General features: G+C 36.9%; 21 protein-coding genes. 1 reads left to right on the plus strand and 20 read right to left on the minus strand.

Going from position 1 to position 22,759, the window contains the following annotated elements:
- Positions 1-93: 93 nt before the first annotated feature.
- The 6 genes from GSH73_RS11445 to GSH73_RS11470 form a co-directional block, all read right to left on the minus strand.
- A complete protein-coding gene (locus tag GSH73_RS11445) occupies positions 94-333 on the minus strand; it encodes a hypothetical protein (RefSeq protein WP_013787126.1) in 240 nt (79 codons plus the stop codon).
- Between the two features lie 72 nt (positions 334-405).
- A complete protein-coding gene (locus tag GSH73_RS11450) occupies positions 406-2,118 on the minus strand; it encodes a proline--tRNA ligase (RefSeq protein ID WP_014757905.1) in 1,713 nt (570 codons plus the stop codon).
- Between the two features lie 48 nt (positions 2,119-2,166).
- Positions 2,167-2,649, minus strand: a complete 483-nt coding sequence (gene ispF, locus GSH73_RS11455; protein ID WP_014757904.1) for a 2-C-methyl-D-erythritol 2,4-cyclodiphosphate synthase — start codon at positions 2,647-2,649, stop codon at positions 2,167-2,169.
- A gap of 10 nt (positions 2,650-2,659) precedes the next feature.
- Complete coding sequence (locus tag GSH73_RS11460) at positions 2,660-3,904, minus strand: lipase family alpha/beta hydrolase (protein WP_014757903.1); 1,245 nt, start codon at positions 3,902-3,904, stop codon at positions 2,660-2,662.
- A gap of 64 nt (positions 3,905-3,968) precedes the next feature.
- Positions 3,969-4,661 (minus strand): 2-C-methyl-D-erythritol 4-phosphate cytidylyltransferase, encoded by a 693-nt coding sequence (gene ispD / locus GSH73_RS11465; protein ID WP_014757902.1) that lies wholly within the window; start codon positions 4,659-4,661, stop codon positions 3,969-3,971.
- A gap of 108 nt (positions 4,662-4,769) precedes the next feature.
- Entirely contained in the window at positions 4,770-5,873 is a 1,104-nt protein-coding gene (locus tag GSH73_RS11470) for a PIN/TRAM domain-containing protein (protein ID WP_014757901.1), read from the minus strand.
- 255 nt (positions 5,874-6,128) lie between these two features.
- Here GSH73_RS11470 and GSH73_RS11475 point away from each other — a divergent pair, with 255 nt between their 5' ends.
- Positions 6,129-6,524, plus strand: a complete 396-nt coding sequence (locus tag GSH73_RS11475) for a nucleoside triphosphate pyrophosphohydrolase family protein (RefSeq protein WP_014757900.1) — start codon at positions 6,129-6,131, stop codon at positions 6,522-6,524.
- A 24-nt stretch (positions 6,525-6,548) separates the two neighbouring features.
- Here the strand turns inward: GSH73_RS11475 and radA are convergent, their stop codons facing one another.
- The 14 genes from radA to GSH73_RS13475 form a co-directional block, all read right to left on the minus strand.
- Positions 6,549-7,895 (minus strand): DNA repair protein RadA, encoded by a 1,347-nt coding sequence (radA, locus tag GSH73_RS11480; protein ID WP_014757899.1) that lies wholly within the window; start codon positions 7,893-7,895, stop codon positions 6,549-6,551.
- 97 nt (positions 7,896-7,992) lie between these two features.
- Complete coding sequence (locus GSH73_RS11485; RefSeq protein WP_014757898.1) at positions 7,993-10,425, minus strand: ATP-dependent Clp protease ATP-binding subunit; 2,433 nt, start codon at positions 10,423-10,425, stop codon at positions 7,993-7,995.
- A gap of 18 nt (positions 10,426-10,443) precedes the next feature.
- The gene (locus GSH73_RS11490) at positions 10,444-11,451 is read right to left on the minus strand and encodes a protein arginine kinase (protein ID WP_014757897.1); all 1,008 of its coding nucleotides are present in this window, start codon (positions 11,449-11,451) and stop codon (positions 10,444-10,446) included.
- 9 nt (positions 11,452-11,460) lie between these two features.
- Entirely contained in the window at positions 11,461-11,988 is a 528-nt protein-coding gene (locus GSH73_RS11495; protein WP_014757896.1) for a UvrB/UvrC motif-containing protein, read from the minus strand.
- A 1-nt stretch (position 11,989) separates the two neighbouring features.
- Positions 11,990-12,463 carry a CtsR family transcriptional regulator gene (locus tag GSH73_RS11500; protein WP_014757895.1) on the minus strand — a complete coding sequence of 158 codons (474 nt, stop codon included), beginning with the start codon at positions 12,461-12,463 and terminating at the stop codon, positions 11,990-11,992.
- A 152-nt stretch (positions 12,464-12,615) separates the two neighbouring features.
- Positions 12,616-12,816 (minus strand): hypothetical protein, encoded by a 201-nt coding sequence (locus GSH73_RS11505; RefSeq protein ID WP_014757894.1) that lies wholly within the window; start codon positions 12,814-12,816, stop codon positions 12,616-12,618.
- A gap of 56 nt (positions 12,817-12,872) precedes the next feature.
- Positions 12,873-14,090, minus strand: coding sequence for an NAD(P)-dependent malic enzyme (locus tag GSH73_RS11510; RefSeq protein ID WP_014757893.1), 1,218 nt, complete (start codon positions 14,088-14,090; stop codon positions 12,873-12,875).
- Positions 14,091-14,288: 198 nt separating this feature from the next.
- A complete protein-coding gene (gene fusA, locus GSH73_RS11515) occupies positions 14,289-16,325 on the minus strand; it encodes an elongation factor G (protein ID WP_014757892.1) in 2,037 nt (678 codons plus the stop codon).
- Positions 16,326-16,436: 111 nt separating this feature from the next.
- The gene (gene ptsP, locus GSH73_RS11520) at positions 16,437-18,164 is read right to left on the minus strand and encodes a phosphoenolpyruvate--protein phosphotransferase (RefSeq protein WP_014757891.1); all 1,728 of its coding nucleotides are present in this window, start codon (positions 18,162-18,164) and stop codon (positions 16,437-16,439) included.
- Between the two features lie 250 nt (positions 18,165-18,414).
- A complete protein-coding gene (locus tag GSH73_RS11525; protein WP_013787110.1) occupies positions 18,415-18,726 on the minus strand; it encodes a PTS fructose transporter subunit IIB in 312 nt (103 codons plus the stop codon).
- A gap of 52 nt (positions 18,727-18,778) precedes the next feature.
- Positions 18,779-19,825 (minus strand): PTS fructose transporter subunit IIC, encoded by a 1,047-nt coding sequence (locus tag GSH73_RS11530; protein ID WP_014757890.1) that lies wholly within the window; start codon positions 19,823-19,825, stop codon positions 18,779-18,781.
- A gap of 15 nt (positions 19,826-19,840) precedes the next feature.
- On the minus strand, positions 19,841-20,290 hold the full coding sequence (locus tag GSH73_RS11535; protein ID WP_014757889.1) for a PTS sugar transporter subunit IIA: 450 nt from the start codon (positions 20,288-20,290) through the stop codon (positions 19,841-19,843).
- A gap of 242 nt (positions 20,291-20,532) precedes the next feature.
- Entirely contained in the window at positions 20,533-22,491 is a 1,959-nt protein-coding gene (locus GSH73_RS11540) for a BglG family transcription antiterminator (protein WP_014757888.1), read from the minus strand.
- A gap of 79 nt (positions 22,492-22,570) precedes the next feature.
- Positions 22,571-22,732 (minus strand): hypothetical protein, encoded by a 162-nt coding sequence (locus GSH73_RS13475; RefSeq protein WP_014757887.1) that lies wholly within the window; start codon positions 22,730-22,732, stop codon positions 22,571-22,573.
- Positions 22,733-22,759: the final 27 nt, after the last annotated feature.

The following is a 22,759-nucleotide window of genomic DNA, read 5'->3' on the forward strand; positions in this document are numbered from 1 at the left end:
AATTTTATTTCACACTTACAATATGTTTTCATAAAAACGCCATCTTTAATTAGTGCTTGAATCAATAAAGGGATAGTTTCCTATCCCTCTATATCATTTGACCGTCATGTGATTTACTTTGACAGATGGAATGCTTGTAAGCTCTTTTGAAAATTCGTTTATATACTTCTCATCCCCTCTGACATTTAACGTTATAAGCCCATTATCATCGCTGTCATCGTGTATGCCAAATCTGGCCAATATGTTTTGTCCGTGTTTCGTCAATACTTCTTGAACCTTTGGTGCAAAATCCGATCTTTTATCGACAGAAATGCCCATTATGTAAATAGACATTAAACCACTCCTTTCCTACTTTATTTTTTGGTCATTCTTAAAATATTATGCAAAAAAGGAGCATTTAGCTCCCTACATATTTTCACTAATCAATTCTTTGACTTTGCTTAAAACTTCATCGTATTTTAATTCTATTGGCTTTTCTTCTTTCCTTAATTTTAGTTCAACAATCTTATCTTCCGCTTTCTTTCCTACGGTTATTCTAATAGGTATGCCTAACAAATCAGCGTCATTAAATTTTACACCAGCCCTTAAATCTCTGTCGTCAATCAAAACCTCAATTCCTGCTTTAGATAATTCATCGTACAATTTCTCAGCAAGATCTCTTTGTGCATCATTTGACACATTTACAGGCACGATTATGACGTGGTATGGCGCTATAGACATTGGCCAAATGATGCCTTTGTCATCGTGATTTTGTTCGATTGCTGCAGCCGCAATTCTATTTAACCCTATGCCGTAACAGCCCATTATTATCGGCTTCTCATTGCCGTTTTCATCTATATAATTAGCACCTAATGCATCAGAATATTTTGTACCCAATTTAAAAATGTGCCCTACCTCGATTCCTCTGTCCAGTTTTAAAGGACTTCCACATTTTGGGCATTTATCTCCGTCTACGACTTTCCTCACATCTGATACTACGTCCGCTTTGAAATCCCTTCCGTAATTTGCATTTTTCAAATGGTAGTCTGTCTCATTAGCGCCGACGATGACATTTCTCATTGCAGGTATTTCTGCATCCGCTATAAGCATTACATCCCCTTTAAGTCCAATAGGACCAGCAAATCCCACATCGGCAGATGTGACTTTCTTTACAGTTTCTTCATCAGCCAATTCAACATCATTTTCACTTACGTTTAAAAGATTTGCCAATTTTACAGGATTTACCTCTCTATCACCTCTAATAAGAACTGCAGCTACCTTATCCTTATACTTGTAGATCAACGTTTTGACGAATTTTTCTGCATCAGCATTTAAATACGACACAAGTTCATCAATCGTCTTGACATTAGGCGTATAGATCTTTTCTAATGGCCTCATGTCTTCGTCAATTGTGTTTTGTACAGTGCATTCCGCCTTTTCTTCATTGGCAGCATAACCACAGTTGTCGCAATAGGCAATTACTGCTTCTCCAACATTGGATGTCACCATAAATTCTTTAGAGTCCTTTCCACCCATTGCGCCTGTATCAGCTTCAACAACCGTGTACTTTAAGCCACACCTGTCAAATATCCTGCAGTAAGCATCGTACATCTTATCAAAAGACACATCCAGCCCATCCCAATCAACATCAAAGCTATAGGCATCCTTCATTATAAATTCGCGAGATCTCATGACCCCAAATCTGGGCCGCCTCTCATCTCTGTACTTTGTCTGTATCTGATATATTGTCAGTGGAAGCTGCCTGTATGATTTCACATCATTTCTGATGAGGTCTGTAAAAACTTCTTCATGGGTAGGACCTAAGCAAAACTCTCTATCATTTCTGTCTTTTAACTTAAACATCTCAGGCCCAAAGACATCCCACCTGCCAGATTCTTTCAAAAGTTCCGCAGGTATTATGGCGGACATAAGCACTTCCTGTGCACCTGCTCTGTCCATCTCTTCTCTCACGATTTCTTCAATCTTCTTAAGGACTCTCTTGCCAAGCGGCAAATAAATGTACACACCTGATGCAAGTTTTCTCATCAATGCTGCTTTTAACATGAGAATATGGCTTGGTATCTCAGCTTCTGCTGGCACCTCTCTCATCGTTGGTATAAACAATTGTGATAGTCTCATCGTTTACCTCCTAATATTTATCATGTTTGTATTTTATTTAATTTAATTTTAACTGTCAATACATTTTTCAGAAAGGCTTACTATCGCGTAGGCAGCAATTCCTTCTTTTCTACCTGTGAATCCAAGACCTTCTTCCGTCTTTGCCTTAATGTTAACTCTGTCAATCCCGATATTTAAAACTTTAGACAGATTTTTGGATATGGCATCTTTATACGGAGACAACTTTGGTTCCTGAGCTACAATGATGCAGTCAATATTGTTTAAAGAGTATTTATCTTTTATCAAATCTAATGTCTTCTTAAGGAGCACAGTGCTGTCTATGTCCTTATAGATCCATTCAGAGTCAGGAAAATGAGTTCCTATATCGCCTAACCCTGCAGCACCGAGAATTCCATCAATGACGGCATGTATAAGGACATCAGCGTCAGAATGACCTAAAAGCCCCTTGACGTACGGAATCTGTACACCGCCTAATATCAGCTTTCTTCCCGCTTCCAGTCTGTGTACGTCGTATCCTATGCCAACTCTCATATAAACACTCCTATCCCTTAAACTCGAAATTCCCATTTCTGTCCACAAAAAGACGAGTTTCAGACTTCCTAAATCTGTCTTTTTGCTTTATTGTTTTAACAGCAAAACCTTTATTCGTATGAATCATGATAGATCTTGCTAAAAAATCTGGTGAAGAAAAGTGATATTCCCCTTCTTCATTAATAGCCATGTACCAATTTACTTTTCCAAAAACATTGTACTTTTTAAGTTTCTGTCCTCTATCAAGCACAAGGACTTTACTGTCTGTCAATATATTTACAAAAGATAATATTTTTTCTAATATGCTTACCTTTGGCGCTTCTTCTATCCCCAGTATTTCCTTCAGATGCGGAATAGAAGCATTTAATATTCCTCCATGGCCTGCATCCAAAACATACTTATTTCCCTCAACTCCTAAAGCACTTTTGATTAAGACTGTTCCATCCCCTTTATTATCTCTTACAACGCCAACAGCCCGACCGTCAGGCCACAATACACTATCGTCACTATCAGCAACTTGAATAAATTTATTTGTGTACACTCCATTTCCCGAAAAAACATACACTTCCTCAGCTCTTTCATAAAATTTGTCGATTGAGCTGTTTAATTCATTTAAAAAGCCATTCTGTTCCTTCATGTAAAGTATATTTTTAAACACGATTTTGTTGTTTTTAATCGGATATTTAAAAACGTAATTTCCGTATTCAACGCTGGGCATTAAGGATTTTATAGATGGAATGTATTTTCTTATTATCATAAGCTCATCTTTCTCCCCTTTTATTTTGCCTATGGCCCAGATAAATCCTCTTAAAAGTATATTTAAAAAATCCTCATCATTGTCAGGAGGAACTGCACCACCTTCCCACGCATAATATGCATTAGCAGCTCCGTAATGGGGAGAAGATAAAAAAATCACTTTGCCTACATCATTTCTGTAAAAATTCCCCTGAACATAGCTTCTAAGCAGCAAACCACCCATACTGTGGCACACAACATCGACTTTGTCGCAGTTATTCTTTATTTTTGCCTCATTTATCTTAGACATAAGTGTGTTTACACACTCAGGTATATCCTTCCACCACTCGTAATAGCAGATAAAAAGGTTTTTGCCCTCTGCATACCCTAATGATTTCAAATTTTCAATGAAAGAATCGTATATATAGCCTGCAGGCCCAAAACCCCATGCCTTGCCCACAAGTGTTGGAACATACATGGAGCCAAATATCCCGTGAATAAATACAAGAGGTCTTCTCATCACAATCACCTCATATAATTTAGACATCTCCTTGTTATAATTATATGAGGTTAAAATAATAATGTTATTGATATATTGTTTTTAAGAAAGCCTCCGAAATTATTAAATCTTCAGGAGTAGTTATCTTTATATTTCTGTAACTTCCTTCCACAAGTTTTACTTTATGCCCTAATCTCTCTACAAGGACAGTATCGTCTGTGCCTAAAAAACCATCTTCCATCGCTTTTAAATGTGCATCGTATATAAGCTTGTAATCAAAAATTTGCGGTGTTTGGATGGCCATAAGATTTGTCCTGTCAGGGGTAGCCACCACAAAATTGTCATCATCAACTACCTTTATAGTATCTTTCACCGGAACAGCAATGCCTACAGCACTGTAGACTTTAGACTCTTCTATGCCCTTTTTTAATGTGGTCTTGTCGATAAAAGGTCTTGCTCCGTCATGAATCATCACTATGTCGCATCTACTATCAACAGCCTTTAACCCATTGAAAACAGATTCTTGCCTTTCCATTCCGCCGGCAACTATACGCTTCACCTTTTTAAAATCGTATTTATCGACTATTTCACGCCTACAGTAATCTATATCATCATTAGACACTACTAAAACTATCTCATCCAGCTCCGATAATTTCTCAAAGGCATTTAGAGTGTAGTATAAAACAGGCTTTCCGTTTAATTTTAAAAAAACCTTGTTTAATTTTGTACCCATTCTTCTGCCTTTACCAGCAGCAACAACTATTGCACTAATAAACATAATGCACCCTCTACAAAAAATATACTGGTAAAATTATATCACATTCGCCATCTTTCCGCCATCGACAAAATAAAAAAGGCATCTTCGAAGGGAAAATGCCTTAAAATATCACATAGCTTTTTCTTGCTCTGTTTGCTTCGGTTTGGCGAATATCATTCTACCTGCTGCTGTCTGCAAAACACTTGTTACAAGGACATCCAATGTATCGCCTATATGTTTTTTGCCGCCGTCTACTACGATCATAGTGCCATCGTCCAGGTACGCTATTCCTTGACCAGATTCTTTTCCATCCTTTATGACTTGAACAACCATCTCTTCTCCGGGAAGCACTACAGGCTTCACCGCATTTGAAAGTTCATTTATATTAAGGACAGGTACACCTTGAAATTCAGCCACTTTATTCAAATTGTAATCATTCGTTATGACTTTTCCATTCATCATCTTAGCAAGCCTTAAAAGCTTAGTATCTACTTCAGATGCATCAACATCCTTATCTACGATCTGCACCTTCATATCCAATTCCTTCTGTATCTTATTTAAAACATCAAGGCCTCTTCTGCCTCTATTCCTCTTTAATGAATCAGATGAATCAGCTATATGCCTCAATTCCTCCAGCACAAAATTGGGTATGATGAGGGGACCTTCCACAAATCCCGTTTTGCATATATCAAAGATCCTACCATCGATTATGACACTTGTGTCAAGAATCTTAGGTATTTCATTTATCTCTACTTTTTGAGATTTTTGCTGCCCCATCTTTTTCACTATCGCAAACAAATTCATAAATTCATCTTTTTTCTTCAATGATATGCTTATTCCAAGATATCCAAAAAATACACTGATTATTATAGGAATGACCTTGCCAACAAAAGGAAGCTGATATATAGGAGCACTAATAAGGTTTGCCAAAATCAATCCAATGATTAACCCAAAAGCACCGACTAAAATATCGTATATAGGTGATTTTTGAAGCGCTGTCTCAAGCCAACCTTCGAAATCTTTTCCCCATTTAATAAGTTTAGGAGAAAAAATAAAAAATATGATTCCGCCTATCAAAGCCCCAACAGCGTATACGATGATTGATGTAATACTGGTCAATGTCAAATTCATCAGTTTTTGCAGCTTCAATACAGCCAAAGACAGATAAGCCGCTTCAAATCCTACACCTAAGCCAACTATTGAAATGATTCCTCTTACTATTTTGTATAACATATATTCACCTCCACTTCTATTATTATCAAAAATGTCACCAATTATAAGTCAATGGGGAAAATTTATAAATGCGCATAACAAATTTTACATGTATAGGGCTTCTTTAATAAAAGTATACTACTTATAGATAAACATTGTCAATTTACAAAAAATTTAGTCATGCTATAAATGTTATTTCGTGTAAATATTGACAACACAACATTCACAAGTATATAATTAATTTAAGATTTTAAAAAAACGGGAGTGGGCATAACCATGAAGGATATAATAGTCGATGACCTACAAAACACAGTAGAAGAGTTCCTAATACGTCACAAAAGCATTCTCGATATTTTGACAAAAATTCAAGAAAGCAGTGCAAGAGTCAACAGAGCAGTAGCGAAATCTGTTACAGAATGCGGTTGTCTGAAAATCAATGCGCAAAAGCAAGAAATCCCTGAAGACGCCATGATAGAAGACGCACATAAGTACATTAAAACACATGTGGATGGTCAGTTGTGCGATAACTGCCGCGAAGTTTTGGAAACCGAAATCGGCAACAACATATTCTATATAATAGCGCTTTGCAACACTTTGGGATTAAACTTCTATGATATTTTGCTTAAGAAGGATAAAGAGCTTAATACGCTGGGAGTTTTCAATATGCTGTAAATTTAGTGGGGATAAACCCACTTTTTATTTTGCAATGACATCTGTAAGCTCTACGATGTTTTTAATCTTTTTTACATTCATACCGTAACTATTTTCTACTTTCATTTGTGGCACTACTATCGTTTTAAAACCCATCTTTCTCGCCTCACTTATCCTTCTCTCCAAATTGCTTACAGGTCTTACTTCGCCTATCAGTCCAACCTCGCCAGAAAAACATATGTCATTAGAGATGGGAATATTTAAATACCCTGATATTAAAGCTGCAACTATTCCTAAATCGGCTGCAGGCTCTTGTACTTTCAAGCCACCAGCTATATTTAAGTATACATCTGATTGCGAAAGATTTATCCCACACTTCTTTTCTAAAACAGCCAATAGAAGTACAAACTTGTTGTAATCTATGCCTGTAGACATCCTCCTTGGCAACCCAAAATTGGTATGGCAAATAAGCGATTGAACCTCTAATAAAATTGGCCTCGTGCCCTCCATAGAGCTTATTACAGCAAGACCCGGCGCATTCAAATCTCTTCCAGACAAAAGCACTTCAGAAGGATTCTTTACCTCTTTTAAACCTTCTGATTCCATTTCAAATACCCCTATCTCGTTTGTAGAGCCGAATCTGTTTTTGTAAGCTCTCAATATCCTAAATGACTGCGTCCTATCACCTTCAAAGTACAATACAGTATCTACCATATGCTCCAGCACTCTGGGGCCTGCTATAGAGCCTTCCTTAGTTACATGACCTATTATGAATACAGTGATCCCGTTTTGCTTTGATAGCCTTAAAAGATGCTGCGTAACTTGCCTTACCTGCGACACGCTACCTGGTATAGTTGTGCTTTCATCTGCATACATGGTCTGAATCGAATCGACTATCATAAAACCAGGCGATATCTTTTCTACATGTCTTTCAACATTGTTTATGTTAGTTTCAGCCAAGAAGTATATCTCCTGCTTGCCTTTTATGATTCTATCTGCTCTCATTTTTATCTGACTTGATGATTCTTCACCCGAAATGTACAAAACCTTTGTGAAATTAGACATCACATCAGATATCTGCAAAAGCATAGTTGACTTGCCGATGCCGGGTTCTCCCCCAATTAAAACAAGAGACCCTTTTACAACACCACCGCCTAAAACCCTGTCAAATTCACTAATTCCTGTTTTTATGCGGTCTTCATCTTTTGCCTCTATATCTTTTAAAAGTTCAACTTTTGATGTAAGTATGCTTTCTTGCGACTTTTTGTCGCTGTCTTCAACCACCTCTTCCACAAACGAATTCCATTCATCACAGTTAGGACACTTTCCCATCCACTTTGTGCTTTCAAATCCGCACTGTTGGCAGACAAATTTAGTCTTATCTTTTTTCACATTTCCACCGACTTTCCATGTATATCTATCACTAAAATTATATCACATTGAAATATAAAAATTGGATACCCTCACTTAAGAGAGTATCCAAGTATGCTTAAACTTTTGTAAAGTCAAATTTGCCGTCCTTTAACTTAACTAAAATTTTATCGCCGGATTTTATCTCGCCTTTCAGCATAAGCTCAGAAAGCTCACTTTCAACAACCTTTTGTATAGCCCTTCTTAATGGTCTTGCACCGTAAGTCACATCATAACCTTCTTTAAGAAGCTCCTCTTTTGCATCATCTGTAAATTCAAGGCTTATATTGTTATCTTTAAGCCTCTTGTTCAAATCAGCTATCATCAAATCGGTAATCTTCCTTATGTCGTCCTGTGTCAGTTGACGGAATACGATGATATCATCAATCCTGTTTAAAAATTCAGGTCTAAATGATTTTTTAAGCTCCTCTAAGATGTTTTCCTTCATCTTTTCGTACGACTCTTTTTCTGCGTTGCTTTCAGGCATAAAGCCTAAAGTCGTCTGCTTCTTAATAAGCTGTGCCCCAACGTTGGAAGTCATTATTATGAGTGTATTTTTGAAGTCCACCGTTCTGCCTTTTGAATCTGTCAGCCTTCCATCGTCTAATATCTGCAATAGTATATTAAACACATCTGGATGGGCCTTTTCAATTTCGTCAAACAATATGACAGAATACGGCTTTCTCCTTATTTTCTCTGTAAGCTCCCCGCCTTCTTCATATCCCACATATCCTGGAGGAGAACCAATAAGCCTTGATACAGAGAATTTTTCCATATACTCAGACATATCTATTCTGACTATCGCTGATTCGTCTCCAAACATGGCTTCAGCTAACGCTTTGCTAAGCTCTGTCTTGCCGACACCTGTTGGCCCTAAGAATATAAACGATCCAATAGGTCTTTTTGGATCTTTAAGTCCAACTCTTGCCCTTCTTATGGCTCTTGCCACTGCATCCACTGCTTCGTCCTGACCTATTACACGCTTGTGCAGTATCTCTTCTAAATGCAAAAGTCTTTCAGATTCCTCTTGGGCGAGTTTCTGCGTTGGAATGCCAGTCCAAAGAGATACAATTTGTGAAATCTCCTCAGCTCCAACGCTTTTTTCTTTCACCAATGAATTTTGCTGCCACTTTGATTTCAGATTCTCCAGTTGCTCTTTAACTTTTTGCTCTTCATCTCTTATCTTAGCAGCCTTTTCATACTCCTGCGTCCTTATAGCTTCTTCTTTGTCTTTATTAAGCATATTCAATTTGTCTTCCAGTTCTTTTATCTCTGGCGGCGCTGTAACCGTCTTTAGTCTGACTCTCGATGCAGCTTCATCTATAAGGTCTATAGCTTTGTCAGGAAGGAATCTATCTGTTATATACCTGTGTGAAAGTTTTGCCGCTGCTTCAATCGCTTCATCAGTAATTTTTATTCTGTGATGCGCTTCGTATTTGTCCCTAAGTCCTTTTAATATTTCTATCGTTTCTTCGACAGATGGCTCTTCAACCATTATAGGTTGAAATCTCCTCTCGAGGGCAGGATCTTTTTCAATGTACTTCCTGTATTCATCTATTGTTGTCGCACCGATGACTTGTATCTCTCCTCTTGCAAGAGCCGGTTTTAAGATATTAGATGCGTCTATTGCACCTTCTGCCGCGCCAGCACCTATTATAGTGTGAAGCTCATCTATAAAAAGTATGACATTTCCTGCTTTAATGACTTCATTTAATACATTTTTCAGCCTATCCTCAAATTCACCTCTGTACTTTGTGCCGGCAACCATTGAAGCCATGTCTAATGTTACAACTCGTTTGCCCTTTAAAATCTCTGGTATAGTACCACTTTCGATGGCCTCTGCCAATCCTTCGGCAATTGCAGTCTTACCGACTCCAGGTTCGCCGATAAGGCATGGATTGTTTTTAGTCCTTCTGCTTAAAATCTGTATTACTCTCTCTATCTCCTTCTCGCGCCCAATTACAGGGTCTAACTTTCCTTCCCTTGCAAGCTCTGTAAGATCCCTTCCAAACTGGTTTAAATTGGGCGTATTTGTATTCTTGACTCTTTGCGCTTTATTTGTAGTTCCAGAAGGCTCTTCGCTTACCATCTTCACTATTTCTTCTCTGACTCTGTTGAAGTCTACACCTAACTCCATCAAAATCCTTACTGCTACGCCTTCACCTTCCCTAATAAGTCCTAATAAGATGTGCTCTGTTCCGATGTAATTTGTATTAAACCTTCTTGCTTCAGCAAAGCTAAGCTCCAAAACCCTCTTTGCTCTTGGCGTATATCCTACCACATCGCCAGGCACATTTCCCATTCCAATAAGTGATTCTACCTTTGATCTTATGTCTTCATAAGTGACACCAAGGCTCTTTAAGACCCTCGATGCTATGCCATCTTCTTCTTTAATAAGTCCTAAAAGGATATGCTCCGTTCCCACGTAATTGTGATATAGTGAGCGAGCTTCCTCTTGTGCTTGATAAAGCACTTTTTGTGCTTTTTCTGAAAATCTGCCAAACATCGCCATAAAAACACCTCCTAATTTTTATCCTTTAATCAATTTTGATACATACTCAGCCCTTTTAATATCTCTTTCATATGGCTCTAATTGTTTCCCTATTATTTTTTGTAAATTTCCAGGCTGAATATGTGTAGTTATTTCATCTATCTTCTGAATGTCCAAATTTACAATGTTTAAGACAGCGCCTAATCTGACGTCTGAAATAAGTTTCATGAATTCTTGAGTCGACATCACCTTGGCATTTGTCAAAAGGCCGTATGACCGCCCTATTCTGTCCTCAATCTGCACCTTTCTCTTTTTGTAAAGATCCTCTCTTGATTTTCTCTCATTGGATATAATCTGCTTTACAATGCCTTCAAGGTTTTCTATTATGTCTATTTCGCTTTGACCTAATGTAACTTGGTTTGATATCTGGTAAATATCGCCTAATGATTGAGTCCCTTCACCATACATGCCTCTTACTGCTATCCCTATCTTAGATACAGAATTTAGGACATTGCCTATCTGTCCAGTTATGGTAAGAGCCGGCAGGTGAACCATCACAGATGCTCTTATACCTGTTCCTACATTTGTAGGACATGCTGTAAGATAACCTAATTTTTCGTCGAAAGCATAACTTATGTTTTCCTCAATCAAGTCATCAATCTTATCTGCCAGATCCCAAGCTTCTTTTAAATTAAGCCCGTTAAATATAGTCTGAATCCTTAAGTGATCCTCCTCGTTAATAAGTATGCTTACAGTTCCATCATTTTTTATAAGGGCACTGCCATTTTTAGTATTTTGTGCAAGATCAGGGCTTATCAAATGCCTTTCAACGAGGGACTGCCTCTCAAGAGGAGTTATTTTTTTCATGTCGTACTCTAAAAACTGCGTCGAAAGTATTGTTTTACTATCAAATATGGCCTTTTTCACTGACTCTTTAACTTTTTCCGCTTCATCTTCCGTCATGACAGACGGAAATGGAATATCGCTTAAATTTCTGGCAAGTCTAATTCTGCTGGAAATCACAACATCATTGTCATGGTCAAACATCAGCATCACCTACTTTCCGTACTTTTTCTCCAGTTCTCTGATTTTATCTCTCAATTTTGCAGCTTCTTCAAAAGCTTCTTCTTTTACTGCCTTATCAAGTTTCGCCTTAAGCTCCTCTATTTCTCTCTTTGCCCTTAATGCTCCACCTGTCTTTCTCGGAATCTTGCCTCTATGCCCAGTGCTTCCATGAATTCTCCTTATAAGTGGATTTAGTTCGTCTGAAAAAGAGTCATAACATCTGCTGCAGCCAAGCCTGCCTGTTTCTTTGAATCTGTCGTACGTCATGCCGCAATTGCTGCATTTCAATTGCTCTTCTATATAAGGATTTCCTGTGTTTGGAAGAAAATTCATCAGTCCAGCCAACAGATCCTGTACAGAAAATGGTGTGAAATTTACAAAAGGCGAAAATGTCTCACTGTTTAAAAGCCCTTCCTGTTGAGCACATTGCTCACACAAGTTCATTTCAGTCTTGACGCCATTTATTATTTGAGTGTAATGGACTGTTGCTGGTCTTTCCTTGCATTTATCACACAACATTTCAATCACTCCTTTTCATCAAATTATTTGAAAGTTCTGCTAACATCACTTTTAAAAGTATCGCCCTCAAAATAGGCTTCTCATACTGTGCAACAGGTAAAATTTTTTCATTCAGCACAGATTTCATCAATGCAGCTTCCCTTTCAGTTATCAAATTATGTTCCAATAAAGTGTCGATGTAAAGCCTGCCTTTACTTTCCGTTATGTTGTCGCCTATATCTGAAATCAATTTTGACATCCAATCCTTAGAAACAGGTCTTTTGATTATTTTAATGTATCCGCCACCACCACGCCTGCTTTCAATGATGTATCCATTCGATAAGTTGAATCTCGTCTCCAGCACATAGTTTATCTGTGATGGGGCGCAATTGAAAATATTAGCCAATTCATTTCTTTTTATCTCAATATATTCTTTGTCAGCATCTTCTATCAAGCTTTTTATGAAGTCCTCTATCAAATCACTTAGCCTTGCCATCCCATCACCTCTTTCTTACTTTGACTTTCTTTGACTTTCACTTACTATTTTATTCCTCTTTTCTATACAGTCAACAACCATTTAATTTATATTTTTCCAGTTAAGTGTTATTTAAAGCAGATTAAACGTATATTTCAAATATTTATTAAATTTTACTCGTCATATCTTTTATTTTCGCAAAAATAAAAATCACAATCACTGTAAAAATCGTTGTACTCATCTATGAATTCATAGCCTTTTCTCTTAATATTGGATTTTCCATACGTGCTTAACACCTTTACAATATCGTCATCTATGTTTATAAAATCATTATTGCCGTAGTAGACATTAAAAAATCTGTGATGTAATGGCATAAAAAAACCTCCTTTTTTAATTTATATTTATTTTTTTCAAAGGAGGTCAATTCATACTATAAAATTTTATTTAATTTTGACTCTAACTCTTTAATGTCAACATCATAACTGGCAACTTTTGTATCTATAGCTGCTTTGGCAACACTCAATGCAACTGCCTTAGCTACCCTTTTGTCAAATGCTTTTGGTATTATGTAATCTTCGTTTAATTCATCATCAGAAACCAATCCGGCAATTGCGTATGCTGCTTGAATCTTCATTTCCTCATTTATCTCAGTTGCTCTAACATCAAGGGCACCTCTAAATATGCCTGGGAAAGCCAGCACATTATTTATCTGATTTGGAAAATCAGATCTTCCAGTCCCCACCACAAGTGCTCCGCCTTCTTTCGCATCGTCTGGATATATCTCAGGGATTGGATTTGCCAATGCAAATACGATCGAATTTTTATTCATGGATTTTACCATGTCTTTTGAAAGCACATTAGGAGCGGATACACCTATAAAAACGTCAGCGCCAGCCAAGGCATCAGCTAATGTTCCCTTCATTTTATCTTTATTCGTAATCTTAGCAATCGATATTTTTGATACATCTGTATCATTTCTTCCATCGTAAATGATGCCTTTTCTATCACATAGCACTACATCTCCAACTCCAGCATTGATTATTAGCTTCGCTATGGCAATGCCTGCTGCACCAGCACCATTTATGACAACTTTAATGTCTTTCAAACTCTTACCGGCAATTTTTAAAGCATTTATCAATCCAGCAAAAACCACAACCGCAGTTCCATGTTGATCATCGTGAAAAACTGGTATATTCAAAGCTTCTTTTAATCTTTCTTCTATCTCAAAGCACCTCGGAGCAGATATGTCTTCAAGATTTATGCCTCCAAAAGTAGGGGCTATGTTTACGACTGTCTCAACGATTTTATCAACATCTTTTGTAGCAATGCAAATTGGAAATGCATCAATTCCTCCAAATTCTTTAAATAATACCGCCTTTCCTTCCATTACAGGCATTCCAGCCATAGCGCCAATATCGCCAAGCCCCAAAACCGCACTGCCATCAGTGACAACTGCTACAAAATTCCCTTTGTTTGTGTATTCATAAGCAGCATCAGGATTTTTTTGTATCTCTTTGCATGGCTCTGCAACACCTGGTGTGTAAGCCAACGACAAATCTTTTGAATCATTGACCGCTACTTTGCTTAAAATGCTGATTTTCCCCCTGTTTTCACTATGTAATTTTAATGCTTCTTCCCTTAAATCCATTGTTACCCTCCTTAAAGTATACAGTATATTAAGAATATTATATATCATAATCTTGCAAATATCTATTGCTTTAGATTGATAAATCGCTAAAAAGTACAATCGCATGTAATTTAGAACTTGCAATTTCGCTTTTGCTCATAAAAAAAGGGCTGATGCACTATGACTTACTCGGTCGGTTGTACAACAGCCCCCTTGAAATTACTCTTGAGATTTTTTTCTTGCCTCTATGACTTTTTCTGCAACAGCAGGTGGCGCCTCTTCATACCTTGCAAATGACATCTTGAATTCGCCTCTGGCTTGCGTCAATGACCTTAAATCTGTAGCATACTTAGCCATTTCGGCTTGAGGAACTTCCGCAGTCACTACCTCCATGTCTCCCTTTGACTCCATCCCTAATATGCGCCCTCTCCTTTTGTTTAGGTCTCCAATGACATCACCCATATACTCCTCAGGCACTGTTACTTCTACGTGCATTATAGGCTCTAACAAAACCGGATTTGCCTCTTCCATGCCTTTCTTAAAAGCTATAGATGCAGCAACCTTAAAAGCCATCTCAGATGAATCTACAGGGTGAAAAGAACCATCCAAAAGTGTCGCTTTTATATTGACAACAGGATACTTAGCAAGCACACCTTCTTTTATGCATTCTCTAAGTCCTTTCTCAACCGCAGGAATGTACTGCTTTGGCACCGCTCCACCAAATATCTTGTCTTCAAACTTGAACTCTCCTTCTTTGTACGGTTCAAATTCTATCCAGACATGGCCGTATTGTCCATGCCCTCCTGTCTGCTTCTTGTGCTTGCCTTCCACTTTTGATTTGCCTTTTATCGTCTCTCTGTAAGGTATTATAGGCTCTGTAAGAACACACTCTACTCCAAATTTGCTTTGAAGTTTCTTTGATATAACTTCTATGTGCTGCTCACCCATGCCGTATACTATTACCTGTCCTGTTTCGACGTTTTTCTCGACTTTAAATGTCTGATCCTCTTCCTGAAGCCTTTGAAGTCCGTTGCTTATCTTGTCTTCATCGCCTTTTGCCTTAGGCTCGATCGCCAAAGCCAATGTGGGCTCAGGAAATACAATAGGTCCATATTCTACTTGATTTGCCTGATCGCAAAGTGTGTCGCCTGTCATGGTAAATTGCAATTTTGCACATGCTCCTATATCGCCAGCAACCAATTTTGAAACAGGTATCTGCTTTTTCCCTCTCAGTACATACAACTGACCAATCTTCTCATTTACTTTCTTCGTGCCGTTATACACAGTGGAGTCAGAAGATACTGCACCGGAAACGACTCTAAATATAGACAATTTTCCTACAAATGGATCCGCTATCGTATTAAATACAAAAGCTGAATAAGGCTTATTTTCATCTGCTGCAGCCTTAAATTTGTTGGCCTCAATAGGAGATGGCAAAACTTCTGTCATAATATCTAACAGTATATCTATGCCAATATTTTTTAAGCTTGAACCACAAATTACAGGAAAAACATCCCTGCTTTTTACACCTTCTTTCAATCCTTTAAGCAATTCATCTTTAGAAAGCTCTTCTCCCGCAAAGAATTTCTCCATCAGCGCTTCATCATTTTCAGCAATGTCCTCTATAAGCTCTTCTCTAAACTTTGACACATTTTCCTCCATCTCAGCAGGAATATCTGCTTCTTGAATTCCTTTCTGGCTGTAAACGTATGCTTTATTTGTAATAAGGTCTACGTAGCCAGTAAAACTATGCTCACTGCCAATAGGTAGTGTCATAGGCACAACTTTATTGCCAAACTTATTTCTCAACTGATCGAGAGTCTTATAGAAGTCTGCATTCTCTCTGTCCATCTTGTTTATAAACACCACAGTAGGAAGCTTTTCAGCCTCTAACATGTGAAACGATTTTTCGGTGCCAACCTCAACTCCTGATGCAGCACAAACGACCAGCACAGCGCTGTCGGCAGCCTTCAACCCACTGATTACTTCACCAAAAAAATCAAAGTAGCCAGGTGTATCAAGCACGTTTATTTTGCAGTCTTTCCACTCAATCGGAATTACAGATGTCGATATAGAGATTTGCCTTGAAATTTCCTCAGGATCGTAATCAGATACAGTTGTTCCGTCCTCTACGCGCCCAATCCTATCTATGGCCTTTGCATTGTACAGTAGTGCTTCTGCAAGCGTAGTTTTCCCAGCTCCGCCATGTGAAACTAATCCAACATTTCTTATTTGTTGCGTTTTATAATCTTTCATATATATCCCCCTATCTTATTGCTTTAATATTATTATTCTATACTGATTTTAAATTTCCTTTTAAATTTAAAAATTTTTTTAAAAAAACCTCCGGTTTTCCCGGAGGTTTTTTTATTCGCCAATTATATCGTATAAAATTTTTCTCGATGCTTCTTCTATCTCATCAGGTGTTGACATGTTCAATACCATTTCTGTAAATTCTTTAGCTTTTTCATAAGAAACATTTCTTATTATATTTTTTATATTAGGTATAGAGCTTGCACTCATTGAAAATTCGTCCAAGCCTAATCCTAAAAGGATAACCGTTGTAAGGGGATCACCAGCCATCTCGCCGCACATAGCTGTAAATATGCCTTCTTTGTGCGATGCATCTATGACATTCTTAATAAGCCTCAATATTGCTGGATTAAACGGCTTATAGTAATCTTTTATCCTCTCATTCATCCTATCAACAGCAAGCGTGTATTGGCACAAATCGTTAGTGCCGATGCTAAAGAAGTCTACTTCTTTTGCGAGAAGATCTGCAGTCACTGCAGCAGATGGTATTTCCACCATTATGCCAACTTTTATATTTTTATCGTATTTTATACCCTTTTGATCCAGTTCTCCTTTGACTTCGTTTAAGATTTCATTTGCCTTTCTTACTTCAACTACCGAAGAAATCATAGGATACATTATCAATATGTTTCCATATGCACTGGCTCTAAGCAAAGCTCTAAGCTGTGTTTTAAACATCTCTTTTTCGTCAAGGCAAAGCCTTATGGCTCTGTAACCTAAAAATGGATTCATCTCCTCTGGCATATTTAGATATGGCAATTTCTTATCACCGCCAATATCTAATGTCCTTATGGTGACTGGTTTGCCATTCATCTTCTCTGCTACGTATTTATACGCTTCAAATTGTTCTTCTTCTGTAGGAAAATCATTCCTGTTCATGTAAAGAAACTCTGTTCTAAAGAGCCCTATCCCCTCAGCACCGTTTTTCAAAGCGCCTTCTACGTCATTAGGCGTGCCGATATTTGCTGCCAGCATCGATTGTCTTCCATCTGTGGTAACTGCAGGCAAATCTTTTAACTCTTTCAACTTTTCAACTCGAGTCTTATATTTATCGCGCTTTTCCTCATATTCCTTAAGGACATCTTCAGTGGGATTTACAATTACTACTCCTTCATTTCCATCTACAATGGCGATATCACCGTCAGAAACCTGCTTAGTAACATTTCCGGTTCCTACTACTGCTGGAATTTCTAAAGACCGAGCCATAATGGCAGTGTGGGATGTCCTTCCACCTACATCTGTAGCAAATCCTAAGACTCTTTCTTTTCTCATTGTAGCCGTATCAGATGGTGTTAAATCTTTAGCAATTATTATCACGTCTTCATCAAGCTCTGACAAATTTACATCCACTATGCCATGTATATTATTTATTATCCTATGCCCAACATCTCTTAAGTCAACGGCTCTTTCTTTTAAATATTTGTCGTCAAGGGATTCCATCACGGATGCATGCTGCTCAATGACGTGATTCACAGCATTGTCAGCCGTAACATAGTCAATTTTTATCATATTTACGACAGAATCATAAAGCTCCGGATCATTTGCCAGCATAAGATGTGCTTCAAAAATCTCAGCCTTGTCTTTTCCAAACTCCATTTCCGTCTTTTCCTTGATCTTTTCCAATTGAGCTTTTGTCAATTTAATTGCATTTTCAAATTTTGCTATTTCATCTTTTACCATTGATTCATCGATATTTTGGGTATTGATTTCAGCAAATTTCTTCGCATACAAAAAAACCTTGCCTATTGCAATACCCGGTGATGCCGCAACGCCTTTTAACATCTTTTTTCCTCCTCATTTGACTTTAATAGATATTATAGCATAATAGTAGTACAATTTTAAGTGTTTATAATATTTTGCCAACAGTTATTAACTGGCAAATGATAAGAATAGTGTATCATTTATAGGCTGTTTTTTCAAACATATTTCACTTATCCCACCTTCACAATTTATCATATCATAAAAATTAAATTAATTGAAGCTTGTGCGTGAAAATAAATCAAAACATAATAAAACGAGGAGGTTAACCTCCTCATTTTTGCAGTATCTTAAGAGCATCTTCAACGACTGCTTTCGCATTTTTTATGGCCTTTTGCGCCTCAACCTTATAAATTGGTTTATCTTTAAACCTCGATTCTTCTTTCACAGCTACATCTGCTGCAAATATCACTAAGTCTGCCTCATCCACTTCTTTTTTTGATATTTTATTTTCAATGCCTATTGAACCTTGTGTTTCCACTTTGATTTTATGCCCTAATTGCTTCGCCGCCTTCTCCAATGCTTCAGCAGCCATATACGTATGTGCTATTCCTGTAGGACAAGCTGTAACTGCTACAATTTTCATTTTCATCGACCTCTTTTTTGTATATTATACTATATTCATGATATGATAAATATCATGCTGTTACTTCTTCATCTTCATTTTCATCTTCTGCAACATTTTTCTTTAGACTATTTACAATTAACGCCGTCACTGCAATTCCAACTAATACTGCAACTATAAAGCCTATTTTGTTATCTATGACAGGCAATACTATGGGACCACCGTGTGGTGCATGGTCACCAACCTTAAATATTGCCGCAACTGCTGCAGATATAGATGAACCTATCATTATAGATGGAATGACTCTTAACGGATCTCCTGCGGCAAATGGTATTGCACCTTCAGTAATGCCAATCAAGCCCATTGCCAACGCACCATATCCAGCTTCTCTTTCTACCTTTGTGTACTTTTTAGGTGCTAAAAGTGTTGCAACACCCATGCCTAATGGTGGAGTACATATAGCGGCCGCAATCGGCCCCATTATTGTATAAACTCCTTGACCTATCATTGCTGCACCAAACAAAAATGCTACTTTGTTGACAGGACCGCCCATGTCAAACGCAATCATAGCACCCATTATTAAAGCTAAAACTATAGCATTACCTGTAGACATTGATTTTAACCAATTAGTCATAGCCTCCATTGCTGAAGCAATAGGATTGCCTAAGATGTATATCATAAGGCCACCTACAATAAGTGATGTCAATATTGGTATCACAAATATAGGCATTATAGGCCTTAAGTTTTTATGAACTTTCCAGCCCTTTATCCACCTGGCCACATAACCTGCAATAAATCCGGCTACTATTCCGCCTAAGAAGCCTGCTTTCAACTGATTCGCCAATACACCGCCAACAAGTCCAGGTGCTATACCAGGTCTATCTGCGATTCCAAACGCTATAAATCCAGCAAGAACCGGTACCATCATAGAAAATGCCGCAGAACCTATATCATTCATGTTTTTAAGTACAGGGTTTGTTATTACAGCTCCTTTACCTGCTTGCACACCACTTAAAGCAATTGAAAAGGCAATCAAAACACCGCCAATTACAACAATCGGTATCATGTAAGATACACCAGTCATAAGATATTCTCTAACTCTTTTCAGCTCTTCTTTCATCATGAATTCCTCCTTTTACTCGATATTTATGTCATTTAAAGCTTTCAAAATCTCAGTTTTATCATTAGCTTTTTTTAGCCTTTCCACAAACTTCTCATCCATAAGCTTTCTTGATAATTGCGATAAGATTTTAAGATGAATTCCATTTACGTTTTCATTTGGAATCCCCAATAAAAATATTATTTCTACTGGGTTTCCATCGAGAGAATTCCACTCTATACCATGGACTGATTTTCCAAAGACTATCATCGCCTCCTTTACAGCATCTGATTTTCCATGTGGTATCGCAATACCATTGCCTACACCTGTTGTGTATGTCTTCTCTCTTTCAAACACACTTTTAACAAAATCATCAACAGAAGTGACTTTACCATCATTAAAAGCAAGTTGTGATAACTCTATTATGGCACTTCCCCTGTCTTTCGCTTCTAAGTCTAGTGTGATTAAATTTTCGTTTATTATCATATAGGTTCCCTCCAATATGCAAGTTAAATGAATTGATGAATCTTATTGCCACATTATTAAGGTAAATATATTTACCAATACATCATCACTTCTTGTATAGATTATATCTCTATATTTCGATATTTTCAATATGTTAATCGTTTATCTTTTGTTCCTGATTAATGCGGTAATAATTTATCATTTACTACATTGTATTACCATGTACTCTTTTATGGCAATTAAAAAAGCGGTTTTTTACCGCTTTACAACATATTATTCATCAATAATTTTTCAATTTCTTTTTTATCCTTCATTTTAAGTAAATTTTCCCTAAAATTCGTATCGTCGATATTATTGTAAAGTTTCCTAAAGAACCTACTGGCATATTTTATATCAGCAGCATTTATTGATACCATTATGATCAATGTCACATCACCATCGCCCCAGCTTATAGTCTTTTTTAAGCGTATAACTGATATGACAGATTTGTTTACATTATCGGGATTTCCATGTGGAATCGCAATACCATTGCCAATATATGTAGAGGAGACTTCTTCTCTTTTTAACACATCGTCTAAATACTCATTTTTAACATAACCTGTTCTGATTAGTTCAGACACTACGTACTTAAGCAGCATTATTTTTTCTTCAAATTCTCTATCTACATCAATGATTTCTACATCAACTATCTTTTTGCTTTCATAATATTCATCTATAAAATTTTCTAATTTCTTTATATCGCTTTGTGTCAAAAGCGGTGTTATATTAATAACTGGTTTGTTGCTTTCGACCGGCACAGTAGATATAATAAAATCCACATTGTCAGACATTACATCATTAAGTGATAATGACGATACTATATCAACCACTTCTATATTTTTAAACCATCTTTCCAATCTTACAGCTAATAGCTGGGATGTGCCAATTCCGCTGGAACATACAACCAAAGCCCTAAGAGGTTTTTTTGCCCTTTCAAAAGCCGCACCCAAATGCAAAGTAATATATCCGAGTTCTTCTTCTCCCGCTTTTTTACCAATGTACTTTTCAAAAACTGTACTTGTCATCCAAGCTACGCCAAATATATCTGGATAATTTTCCTTGATTTGATCCAATATAGGATTACGAAGCGTCAATCCGTACTTTAGCCTATTTATAGTGGGCTTCAAATGCAATATCAATCCATTTAAAAGTTGGCTATCTCCACTAAAATCAACAGACAAAGCTTTTTCTGCTATCTTTATTATCTCTTTTGCCATCGTAACAGCTATATCAATATTTTCATCTTCTTTTATTTCAATATCTATGTCGTCGAGTTTGTTCTGCTGCATTTTTGCACCTAATATATGAAGCAAAATATATCCAACTTCTGAATCAGGCAACTTTATATTAAAATTCTCCTCAATCTCTTTGGCAGCCTTCTCTGCAATCGTATATTCTTCATGTCTTTTTAATTTGTTTAATACATCTTTTGACAATCTTATGTCTTTATTTCTTCTAAGCCTTTCCATCGATATTGCTATATGGATAATCAGACTTATAAATGCTTCGTCAGAAAACATAAATTCCAGCCTTGATTCCATATTGGATACTATTTTTTCTAACTTTTTGTAGTCAATGTCAATTAACTCCTTTAATCGTGTTAACGTCTTATAGTCTATTCTGCCTGTGTAATCATCATATAAAAGTTCCTTAATCTCATCTTGACCTTTATTAGAAACTATTAAACTTGCTGCGGCATTTCGCCAATTTTCTTCATCTCCAGATATCTCTATGCCATAATTGGTTTTCTTTATCAATTTCAAATTGTACTTTGAAAGCCATTCTTCCACCGATTCAAGGTCCTTGTGAATTGTAACTTTGCTTACATAAAGTTCCTCTGCAAGTTCTTTAATAGTTATATTTTTATTGCTCATAAAAAGTCTTCTTAATATATAATTTTTCCTTGCCTCCGGAGAAAATGGCTCCATAAATTTTGTAGAACTGCTTAATTCAGTAGAAAGATCAAGCTTTTTATTTTCAGGGCCTTCAATCATAATACCAGTTCCAGGCTTTTTCAATAATTTTAAACCTCTTTTAATCAAGTATTCTTCTATTTTTTTTAAATCATTTCTAATCGTTTTGTTAGAAACCCTCAACCTTTCTGCAATCTCATCAACAACTAAAGGCTCATCAGTGTTTAATAGTATTTTAATTATCTCAATATCCCTTTCAGAAATACTCATGTTTCACATACCTCCTCCCACATCGAATCCAGTTTCAATCAAAGTATAATACAACATAAATGCCGGCGTGAACCGGCGTTTATTGGTTTTTGCTGCTATCAGCAACATTTTGATCAGTTTGATTGTAAGCATCATTAACAGATTTTTCTGCTTCATCGCTTAATGTAATGACTTGTTGTGTAAACTCGTTTGAAACTTTCTCCCTGTACTTGCTGTCAAATATATACCTAAATATCTCCATTTTGAATTCCTCCTTGAAAGATCGCTT

The organism is Thermoanaerobacterium aotearoense (assembly GCF_009905255.1).
Lineage (GTDB): Bacteria > Bacillota > Thermoanaerobacteria > Thermoanaerobacterales > Thermoanaerobacteraceae > Thermoanaerobacterium > Thermoanaerobacterium aotearoense.